Origin of the sequence: Pseudoxanthomonas taiwanensis (assembly GCF_010093135.1) — a bacterium.
GTDB classification, from domain to species: Bacteria; Pseudomonadota; Gammaproteobacteria; order Xanthomonadales; family Xanthomonadaceae; genus Pseudoxanthomonas; species Pseudoxanthomonas taiwanensis.
Genome location: NZ_PDWK01000087.1, coordinates 1 through 9,836, shown reverse-complemented (window position 1 = coordinate 9,836; position 9,836 = coordinate 1). Strand labels below are relative to the sequence as shown.

Genomic DNA, 9,836 nt, shown 5'->3' with positions numbered 1-9,836 from the left:
CAGGCCAGCCTGGAACTGCACGGAATTGATGCTCATGACGCCACCTCGTCGCCTTCAGGTGGCCGTATGCTCGGCGGTGGGCGACGCACATCCTGCGACTGGCGGCTGAGGGTCGGGGCTAATCAGGTAATGTTTTGCCGACGCCGCCTTCGCGCCTCCCATGCGCGGCGGCGCCTATGCTGCGGGGCCGCCCCCACCCCCAACGGAGCAAGCCCATGTCCCGACTCGACGGCAAGCGCGTCGCCATCCTCGCCAGCCACGGCTTCGAGGAATCCGAACTGCTGGAACCGCTGCGCGCCCTGCGCGAGGCCGGCGCCGAGGTGGAGGTGGTCTCGCCCGCCGGAGGCACGATCCAGGGCATGCGCCACTTCAACAAGGGCCGCACGGTCGAGGTGGATCGCACGCTCGCCCAGGCCGACGCCGGCGACTACGACGCCCTGGTCATTCCCGGGGGGCTGTTCAACCCCGACGCGCTGCGCCACGACGACAGCGCCATCCGCTTCACCCGCGGCTTCTTCGAGGCCGGCAAGCCGGTCGGCGCCATCTGCCACGGCCCGTGGGTGCTGGTGGACGCCGACCTGGCCGGCGACCGCGAGCTGACCTCGGTGCCCAACATCCGCAGGGACCTGGAGAACGCCGGGGCGCACTGGGTGGACCGCGAGGTGGTGGTGGACCAGGGCCTGGTCACCAGCCGCACCCCGGACGACCTGCCGGCCTTCTGCGCCAAGCTGGTGGAGGAGATCGGCGAAGGCCGCCACACCGGGCAGGCGCGCAGCGCATGAGCCGGGTGGGCGTCCTGCTGCCGCTGGGCCTGCTCCTGCTGGCCGCATGCCGGCCGCAGGAGCCGGCGGCCAGCGCCACGGTCCAGAAGGACGGTCCGGCCACGCCCACGCCCGTCCAGGCCGGACCGACCGCGCCGGTGCCTCCCCGGCCGCCGGGCCAGGCGCGGGGCCGCGAGGCTCGCTGGGTCTGCGGCGACGAGCACATCGCCGTGCGCTTCGATCCGCAGGCCGACACGCTGGTGCTGACCCACGAGCGCGGCCAGCTGCTGCTGCCGCGCGCCACCGCCGCCTCCGGCACGCGCCATGCCGACGCCAACGGCAACGAGTTCCTCGAGGAGGATGGCGGCGGCCGGCTGACCCTGTCCGGCCAGCGCCCGGTGGCGGGCACCCCGGCCACCGGCGGCTGAAAGCGCGACGCCCGCCGAGAGGCGGGCGGCGCGGGCGGGCTGGTGCCGGGCCGGCTCAGGCGGCCGCGCGCAGCGCGGCGATGCGCTCGGACAGCGGCGGATGGCTCATGAACAGCCTGCGCAGGCCCTGGCCCATGCCGCCGGCGATACCGAACGCAGCGACCTGGGCCGGCAATGTGCTCTGCCCCTGGTTCAGGGCCAGCCGCTCCAGCGCGGCGATCATCTTGTGCCGGCCGGCCAGGCGCGCGCCACCGGCGTCGGCGCGGAACTCGCGCCGGCGCGAGAACCACATGGCGATCATGGTGGCGAACAGGCCGAACACGATCTCCAGGACCATCACGATGGCGAAGTAGGCCAGGCCCGGACCGCGGTCCTCGCGGTTGCCGGACAGGTAGCTGTCCACCACCCCACCGACCACGCGCGCCAGCACGATCACGAAGGTGTTGAGCACGCCCTGCAGCAGGGCCATGGTCACCATGTCGCCGTTGGCGATGTGCGCCACCTCGTGGCCGAGCACCGCTTCGGCCTCGTCGGCGTTCATGTTGCGCAGCAGGCCGGTGGACACGGCCACCAGCGCGTTGTTGCGGTTGGCGCCGGTGGCGAAGGCGTTGATCTCCGGGGCGTCGTAGATGGCCACCTCGGGCATGCCGATGCCGGCGGCCTGGGCCTGGCGGCGCACCGTCTCCAGCAGCCAGCGCTCGGTCTCGTTGCGCGGCTGGGTGATGACGTAGGCGCCCGTGGCGCGCTTGGCCATCCACTTGGAGGTCAGCAGGGAGATGAGCGAGCCGCCGAAACCGAAGATCGCGGCCATCACCAGCAGCCCGCCCAACTGCTGCGGGTGCACACCCAGGATGGACATGACGATGCCGGCCAGCACCAGCACGGCAAGGTTGGTGGCAAGGAACAGGGCGATACGGGTGAACACGAAGGCGACTCCGGCTGTGTGGTTGCGGGATGCCGTAAAGATGGTGACGGCGCGCCTTGAAATCAACCGCGGCCAGCCGCGACCATGCCCGCATGCCATCCACCCCTCCCGCGCCCGCCTACCGCGGCCGTTTCGCGCCCTCGCCCACCGGCCCCCTGCACTTCGGCTCGCTGCTGGCCGCCTTCGGCAGCTGGCTGCTGGCCCGCCATGCCGGCGGCCAGTGGCTGGTGCGCGTGGAGGACCTGGATCCGCCGCGCGAGGTGCCCGGCGCGGCCGACCTGCAGCTGGCCACGCTGGCCGCGTTCGGCCTGGAATCGGATCTGCCGGTGGTGCGGCAGAGCCGGCGCCAGCACCTCTAACGCGCCGCGCTGGACCGGCTGGTCGCGGCCGGCCTGGCCTTCGCCTGCCCGTGCAGCCGCAGCGAACTGGCTGCGCAGGGCGGCGTCCACCGCCGCTGCGTCTCCGCCACGCCGCGCCCGCACCCGGCCTGGCGCCTGCGCGTGCCCGACGGCAGCGTGGTGGAGTTCAACGACCTGCTGCAGGGGCCACAGCGCCAGGACGTGGCCGCCGAGGTCGGCGACTTCGTGCTGCTGCGCGCCGACGGCTCCTGGGCCTACCAGCCGGCGGTGGTGGGGGCCGACGCCGACCAGGGCATCACCGACGTGGTCCGCGGCGCCGACCTGCTGGATTCCACGCCGCGGCAGATCCTGCTGCAGCGCGCGCTCGGCCTGCCCACCCCGTGCTACCTGCACCTGCCGCTGGTGCTGGATCCCGGGGGCCGCAAGCTGTCCAAGTCCAGCGCGGCGCTGCCGGTGGACGCGGCCGATCCGCTGCCGCCGCTGCGCCTGTGCTGGGCCCTGCTGGGCCAGGACCCGGCCGTGCTGCAGGGGGCCGGCAGCGTGGCGGCGCTGCTGGCGCGCGCGGTGGCCGGCTTCGATCCGGCACGGCTGCCGGCCCGCTTGCACTTTGCTGGGGCGGCCATTACAACTGCTTGGGAATCTCCAACCTGAATAGCGGACCACCGGGAGGCACAGCATGACCAGTCGCGTCGCACTCGTCACCGGTGGCACGGGCGGCATCGGCACCGCCATCTGCAAGCGCCTGGTGGACATGGGCCACCGCGTGGCCACCAATTACCGCGACGAGGCCCGCGCGCGCGCTTGGCAGCAGGCGATGGCCACCGAAGGCTATCCGGTCACCCTGGTTCCCGGCGACGTGGCCTCCACCGAGAGCGCCCAGGCGATGGTGCGCGCGGTCGAGGCGCAGCTCGGCCCGGTGGAGATCCTGGTCAACAACGCCGGCATCACCCGCGACACCACCTTCCACAAGATGACCGCCGAGCAGTGGCACGAGGTCATCAACACCAACCTCAACTCGGTGTTCAACGTCACCCGCGCGGTGATCGAGGGCATGCGCGAGCGGCGCTGGGGCCGCATCGTCCAGATCAGCTCGATCAACGGCCTCAAGGGCCAGTACGGCCAGGCCAACTACGCCGCCGCCAAGGCCGGCATGCACGGCTTCACCATCTCCCTGGCGCGCGAGAACGCCCGCCTGGGCATCACCGTGAACACCGTCTCCCCGGGCTACGTGGCCACCGACATGGTCATGGCCGTGCCCGAGGAGGTGCGCGCCAAGATCATCGCCGACATCCCCACCGGCCGCCTGGGCCGCCCCGAGGAGATCGCCTACGCGGTCGGCTTCCTCGTGGCCGAGGAAGCGGCCTGGATCACCGGCTCCAACCTGGACATCAACGGCGGCCACCACATGGGCTGGTGAATCCGGCGTGACCTGGGGCAGTTGCGCAGGCTGCTGCGGTGCGCCATCCTCGGGTGCATGAAGTCTGCCCGCGAGCGCCCGATGGCTGCCACCCGCATCATCAAGAAATATCCGAACCGCCGGCTGTACGACACCGAGATCTCCAGCTACATCACGATCGAGGACGTGCGCCAGCTGATCCTCGACGGCGAGTCGTTCGAGGTGCGCGATGCCAAGACCGGCGAGGACCTGACCCGCTCGGTGCTGCTGCAGATCATCGCCGAGCGCGAGCAGGACGGCGAACCGATGCTGTCCACCCAGCTGCTGAGCCAGATCATCCGCTTCTACGGCGATTCGCTGCAGGGCTTCATGGGCAACTACCTGGAGCGCAGCATGCAGCTGTTCCTGGAGCAGCAGCAGACCTTCCGCCAGCAGATGGGCAACCTGCTGGGGCAGACGCCGTGGACGGCGATGAACCAGCTGACCGAGCGCAACCTGGAACTGTGGAAGGCGTTCCAGCGCGGGCTGGCCGGCAGCCTCGGCCGCCCGGCCGGCCGCGGCACCGGCGGCGAGAACGAACGCGGCAGCGGCACCACCGGCGGCAAGACGCGCCGCTGATCCCGCACGCCGGCCGGCCGCCGCCGGGTTGCGCGGCGGGGACGGCTCCCCGTGCGGCCGGCCCGTCGCCCCCTCCCTGCCCTCTCCCGCCGGGAGAGGGTCGCGACGAATCCGCTACTGGCGGCAGAACCTCTGGCGGTACTCCATGGCCTTGGGCATCAGCGCCTGCAGGTTCTGGATGCGCGTGCCCGGGTTCGGGTGGGTGGAGGCGAACTCCGGCGGCGCCTGCCCGCCCGAGGCCTGGCCCACGCGCTCCCACAGGCCGATGGCCGCGCGCGGGTCGTAGCAGGCGGCCGCGGCCAGCATCAGCCCGACCTCGTCGGCCTGGGTCTCGTGGGTGCGCGCGTACGGCAGCAGGTAGCCGTAGCCCATCGCCGCCATGACCATCTGCTGCTGTTGCGGGTCCATGCCGCTCATGGCGCCGGCCATCTGCCCGATCTGCGCCAGCTTCTGCTGGCTCATGCGCTGGGCGCCGTGGCGCAGCAGGGCGTGGGCGATCTCGTGGCCCATCACCACGGCCATGGCGTCGGCGGTCTGCGCCACCGGGATCAGCCCGGTGTAGACCGCCATCTTGCCGCCGGGCAGGCAGAACGCGTTGGCCTGGTCGGAGGGGATGACGTTGACCTCCCACTCGAACTGCCGCCAGTGCTCCGGCGCCTGGTGCCCGTGCTCGGCGGCGATCGCGGCCGAGACCTCGTCCACCCTGTCGATCAGGCGCGCGGCGATCTCCCGCACCTGTTGCGCGGTCGGGTCGGACGGATCCAGCGGCCGCTCCTGGGCGAGGATCTCCTGGTAGGCCTGCAGGCCGAGCGCGCGCTCCTCCTCCGGGCCGATGCTGCTGTCGATCAGCACCGTCTCGCCGGTGTACGGGTCCACGGTGCGGTTGGAGAAGTAGTAGCAGCCGCCATAGACGGCGAAGGCCAGCAGGATCAGCCAGCGCAGCCCGCCGCGGCCGGTGGTGGCGCGCCTCCCGCTTCCGGCCCGAGGATCGTTGCGCATGCCCCACCCTCCCTGAGTGTCCCTGGTCAGATGCCGCGCACCAGCCGGAAGCCGACGCGCCCGCTAGTCATATCCGAATCCATCGGCGCGCGCCATGCCGCGCGGGTCTGGGCCGGCGACCCGGCCCAGGAGCCGCCCCGCACCACCCGGGTGCGGCAGCCCGGGTTGAACCAGGGCGCGCCGTCGGCCGGCGCGCGCCGGTAGCTGGCGTGCCAGCAGTCGGCGACCCATTCGCTGGCGTTGCCGGCCAGGTCGTGCAGTCCCCAGGCGTTGGGCGCGAAGCGGCCCACCGGGGCGATGCCCCAGTAGCCGTCGCCGTAGCCGGCGAAGGCGTTGTTCCAGCGCCGGCCGCTGGGCGAGACGTCCTCGCCGCCGGTCAGGTTGCCCACCCGCTCCGGCGGCACGGGGTCGTCGCCCCAGGGGTAGCGCCCCCGGGTGCCGGCGCGCAGCGCGTACTCGAACTCGGCCTCGCTCGGCAGCCGGTAGTGCCGCCCGGTCTGCTCCGACAGCCAGGCGGCGTAGGCCTCGGCGTCGTGCACGCTCACGTGCAGCACCGGATCGTTGGGCCGGGCCGGGCTGCCGTCGTAGCTGGAACGCCAGTCCACCCCGCTGCGGCGAACGAAGTTGCCACTGCGCTCGTCGTAGACGATGGAGTTGCCGCGGCGGGTGGCACGCGGGCGGGCACCGGTGGCGGCCACGTAGCGGCCGAATTCGGCCACGGTGACCTCGGTGAGCGACATGGCGAAGCCGCGGTCGAAGCGCACGTAGTGGGCCGGTTTCTCCGCGTCGGCGGCCTGCGGGTCGCTGTCCTCGGCCCCCATGCGGAAAGCGCCGTGCGGCACCACCACCATCTGCGGGCCGCGGCTGCCGTCGGCCAGGGCGTCGGTGAACACCTGACCGGGACGGAACACGCCGTAGTGGGTGACCAGGTCGATGCGCTCGCGCAGTTGCGCCACCACCGCATGCCCCGGCGGGGCGATGCGCAGGGCCTCGGCCAGGCGCGCGCGCGCCTGGCGCAGCCCGGTGGGCTGCAGCAGGTCGCGCAGCGCGGCGTCGCGCAGGGCCAGGATGTGCCCCTCGCGGATGGCGTCCACCCGCCCGCGCGCGTCGGCCACCGCGCCGGCCGCGTCCCCCCGCACCGCCTGCGCCTGCTCCAGCCAGTGCCCGGCCGCCTCGAAGTCCACGCTCCGCGCCGCGGCCTCGGCGCGGTCGATCAGGGCGCTCTCCACCGCCGCCAGGCCCTGGCGCGCGCGCGGATCCTCCGGCGCCAGGGCCAGCGCCTCGCGGAAGTAGCCCAGCGCGCCTTCGCCCGGCCCGTCCAGGCGGCCGGCGCGCAGGTCCTCCTCGCCGGCGCGGTCGAGCTCGGCCACGCGGCGGGCACGTTCGACCGCCTGCTGCAGGGCCTGCACCTGCGCGTCCTCCGCGGCCACCGCGCGCGCCACCGCGGCCAGCGCCGTGGCCCGCCGCAGCGCCACCCCGTCCGCATCCGCGTCCGCCGCCACCGCGTCCAGCGCCTGGCGCCCGGCGCGCAGCAGGGCCTGGCGCGCGCGCCCCAGGCCGCGCCGGGCCACCGCGTCGTCCGCGTCCGCCCGCAGAAGGGCCAGGTACAGCGGCACCGCCGCTTCCGCGTCTTCGTACAGGCGGCCCTGCTCCAGCGCGGCGGCGGCCTGCCGGCGCAGCGCGCGCCGGTCGGCGTCCGGCGCGATCTCCACCGGCGGCGGCGTCCACACCTCGAACACGGCGTCGCGCTCGTCGCCGCGCACCGTCACCTGCGGCCCGCCCGCCGTTGCGGCGGACGCGCCGGGCGGCGGTGCCTCCGCCGCGGGCGGTTCCGGCGCGCGCGAGCAGGCGCAGGCCAGCAGCGTCAGGGTCCAGCCCAGTGTCCGGGCGCTCGCGCGCAAGTCTGTCCTCCCTTCGGTGCCGGTCCGCATATGCCGGTTTGACGTTAGGCTATCGGGCCCGGCGCGGGCAACCGCGCGCCCCATGGAACCCTTCGTGCCGCAAGCCCTCTGGATCGACAACCCTGCCGGACTCCTGCGCCGCCTGGAGGCGGCCCCGCCCCGCATCGGCCTGGACACCGAGTTCGTGCGCGAACGCACCTACTGGCCGAAGCTGGCACTGGTGCAAATGGCGGTGGGCGGGGAGGTGCTGCTGGTGGACCCGCTGGTGCCCGGCATGGCGCCGGCGCTGGCCGCCTGGCTCGACGCGCCCGGCGTGCTCAAGGTGATGCACAGCGCCAGCGAGGACCTGATCGCCCTGCGCTGCGCCTGCGGCACCCTGCCCCGTCCGCTGTACGACACCCAGGTCGCCGCCGCCCTGGCGGGCATCGGCGCCGGTCTGGGCTACCAGAAGCTGGTCGAGCGGATCGCCGGCGTCACCCTGCCCAAGGGCGAGACCCGCTCGGACTGGATGCGGCGGCCGCTGAGCCCGGCGCAGCTGGAGTACGCCGCCGACGAGGTGGTCCACCTGGACGCGCTGTCCCAGGCCACCCGCGCCCGCCTGCAGGAGCTGGGCCGCGAGGCCTGGCTGGCCGAGGACGTGGAACGCATGCTGGCCACCGCCGCGCGCGACGAGGGCGAGCCCTGGCCGCACCTCGCGCTGCGCGCGGCGCAGTTCCTCGGCGTGGACGGGCGGCGACGCCGGGCCCGCCTGCTGCGCGGGCGCGACGGGCATGCGCGCGAGCACGACCTGCCGCGCACCTGGGTGCTGGACAACGAGCTGGCCGTGGCCCTGGCCAAGGATCCGCCGGCCGACACCCGCCAGCTGCAGCAGCGCCTGGATGCCACGCCCAAGGCGCCGCGCAGGCTGGCCGGCGCGATCTGGAAGGCGCTGACCACCCCGCTGCCCGACGAGGCGCGGATGCCGCCCCCGCCGGCGGAACCGGACCGCAATGCGCTGCGCCGGCTGCAGGACGCGGTGGCCCGGCGCAGCGCCGAACTGTCCCTGCCCGATGGCGTGCTCGCCTCGCGCCGCTACCTGGAGGCGCTGCTGGCCGGGCAATGGCCGGAGGCCCTGCAGGGCTGGCGGCGCCGCGAGCTGGAACCGGTGCTCGCCCCCCTGTTGGCAAACGCCCCGGCCTCGGGCTAGAATTTTCATCCTCGTTGGGGCGGTAGCTCAGCTGGGAGAGCGTCGCGTTCGCAATGCGAAGGTCGGGAGTTCGATCCTCCTCCGCTCCACCAAAAATCCAAACGCCCAACCTCGTGAGGGGTTGGGCGTTTTGCCTTTGGCGAAGCGTCGCTTTCGTTTGCGAGCCCCCCGCTGCAGAGCGGGGTTCAGGCCGGTTCTGCGTGTGCTGCGCCCATTGCCGGGGCCGCCTCAATGGGGCAGGTTCGACTCAGATCCGCCCTCTTTTCTCTCGAAATCCGTGCCAACTTTTGGCTGAAGCGCACGCAGACCGACTTGTGTGCCGACGCAGTCATGAACTCGCCATGCAGGACAAGGCCTTGGAGTTCGAGAAGCTGCGCGGTGCGCAGCGCATGGCCGAGATCGGCGCGGGTGCAGATGCCGCGTGGAACGCCGGGGCCATCGAAGCGTTGCGCGAGGCGGTTGCGGCGCAGGGCCGAACCTCGGGCGTGAAGTGGGCCGATGCGCTGTCCACCACGGTCAGGCCCGTGGTCACCTACCTTCGTGCTGATGTATGCCGGGGTGAAGCTCTCGACCTTCGTCGGCTCGGTTCAGTCGGACGTGGGGTTCGGGCCGGCGTTGCTCGCAGCTTGGTCGGAAGCGGATCAGGCCTTGCTTGCGGGCATCCTGAACTACTGGTTCCTCAATCGCACGCTGGAAAAGGGGCTGCGGTGATGGGGCGGTCGGACGAACGTGTGATCCGCGTGCCGCCCCAAGCCATTGAGCTTGCAAAGCGCTTCGAGGGCTTTCACCGCGTTCCAAAGCACGATCCCAACCGGGCCTATCCGTACATCTGCCCGGCAGGATATCCGACGATTGGCTACGGCCATCTCTGCGACCCCAAGCATCCGCCGATCACGGAGGCAGAAGCCGAGGTCTATCTGGCGCGCGATCTGCAGACGGCACTGACGGCGACGCTGCGCTACTGCCCGGTACTGGCCACTGAGCCGGAGGCGCGGCTCGCGGCCATCGTTGACTTCACGTTCAACCTTGGCGCGGGGCGGCTGCAGACGTCGACGCTACGGAGTCGGCCCTGAAGAACCCCTCATAGCCAGCAGCCATGCGGCCTGTGGCGCCGAGGGGTCGTGTTGAGTTTGCCTGGAACGGATAATCTCCCCCGCGATTCCTTGCAGATTCGGATCCCCGATGCGCCGCCGCTCGACGCCCGCCGAGGACCCGACGGTCCGTCCCGATGACTTGTTCCGGGCCCGCCTGGAAACCCAGATC

General features: G+C 72.7%; 9 protein-coding genes, 1 tRNA gene and 1 pseudogene. 8 read left to right on the top strand and 3 right to left on the bottom strand.

The genetic code is table 11. The annotated features are described in order from the left end of the window. The first annotated feature begins 215 nt into the window (after positions 1 to 215). Both CR938_RS12925 and CR938_RS12920 read left to right on the top strand, forming a co-directional pair. Positions 216 to 782, top strand: a complete 567-nt coding sequence (locus CR938_RS12925; RefSeq protein WP_162125398.1) for a type 1 glutamine amidotransferase domain-containing protein — start codon at positions 216 to 218, stop codon at positions 780 to 782. After that, positions 779 to 1,189: an MliC family protein gene (locus tag CR938_RS12920; protein WP_162125397.1), complete on the top strand. Its 411-nt coding sequence runs from the start codon at positions 779 to 781 to the stop codon at positions 1,187 to 1,189. The genes CR938_RS12925 and CR938_RS12920 overlap by 4 nt, the downstream gene beginning before the upstream one ends. A gap of 55 nt (positions 1,190 to 1,244) precedes the next feature. On the opposite strand, the gene htpX is transcribed toward CR938_RS12920, so the two are convergent. Next, complete coding sequence (htpX, locus tag CR938_RS12915; RefSeq protein WP_162125396.1) at positions 1,245 to 2,114, bottom strand: protease HtpX; 870 nt, start codon at positions 2,112 to 2,114, stop codon at positions 1,245 to 1,247. Positions 2,115 to 2,206: 92 nt separating this feature from the next. On the opposite strand from htpX, the pseudogene gluQRS reads away from it, so the two are divergent. The 3 genes and pseudogenes from gluQRS to phaR all read left to right on the top strand — a co-directional run bounded on the left by gluQRS (position 2,207) and on the right by phaR (position 4,487). Then, positions 2,207 to 3,124 (top strand): annotated as a pseudogene (gene gluQRS, locus CR938_RS12910) (tRNA glutamyl-Q(34) synthetase GluQRS). Positions 3,125 to 3,149: 25 nt separating this feature from the next. Further along, positions 3,150 to 3,890 (top strand): beta-ketoacyl-ACP reductase, encoded by a 741-nt coding sequence (gene phbB / locus CR938_RS12905; RefSeq protein ID WP_162125395.1) that lies wholly within the window; start codon positions 3,150 to 3,152, stop codon positions 3,888 to 3,890. Positions 3,891 to 3,971: 81 nt separating this feature from the next. After that, positions 3,972 to 4,487, top strand: a complete 516-nt coding sequence (gene phaR / locus CR938_RS12900) for a polyhydroxyalkanoate synthesis repressor PhaR (RefSeq protein ID WP_162125394.1) — start codon at positions 3,972 to 3,974, stop codon at positions 4,485 to 4,487. Positions 4,488 to 4,601: 114 nt separating this feature from the next. On the opposite strand, the gene CR938_RS12895 is transcribed toward phaR, so the two are convergent. Next, positions 4,602 to 5,486: a M48 family metallopeptidase gene (locus CR938_RS12895; RefSeq protein WP_162125393.1), complete on the bottom strand. Its 885-nt coding sequence runs from the start codon at positions 5,484 to 5,486 to the stop codon at positions 4,602 to 4,604. A 26-nt stretch (positions 5,487 to 5,512) separates the two neighbouring features. Then, on the bottom strand, positions 5,513 to 7,417 hold the full coding sequence (locus CR938_RS12890; protein ID WP_162125392.1) for a formylglycine-generating enzyme family protein: 1,905 nt from the start codon (positions 7,415 to 7,417) through the stop codon (positions 5,513 to 5,515). Positions 7,418 to 7,481: 64 nt separating this feature from the next. On the opposite strand from CR938_RS12890, the gene rnd reads away from it, so the two are divergent. The 3 genes from rnd to CR938_RS14475 all read left to right on the top strand — a co-directional run bounded on the left by rnd (position 7,482) and on the right by CR938_RS14475 (position 9,646). Continuing rightward, entirely contained in the window at positions 7,482 to 8,573 is a 1,092-nt protein-coding gene (gene rnd, locus CR938_RS12885) for a ribonuclease D (protein WP_162125391.1), read from the top strand. A gap of 16 nt (positions 8,574 to 8,589) precedes the next feature. Beyond that, a tRNA-Ala gene (locus CR938_RS12880) sits at positions 8,590 to 8,665 on the top strand. A gap of 249 nt (positions 8,666 to 8,914) precedes the next feature. Further along, positions 8,915 to 9,646 (top strand): lysozyme, encoded by a 732-nt coding sequence (locus CR938_RS14475; RefSeq protein WP_211365238.1) that lies wholly within the window; start codon positions 8,915 to 8,917, stop codon positions 9,644 to 9,646. Positions 9,647 to 9,836: the final 190 nt, after the last annotated feature.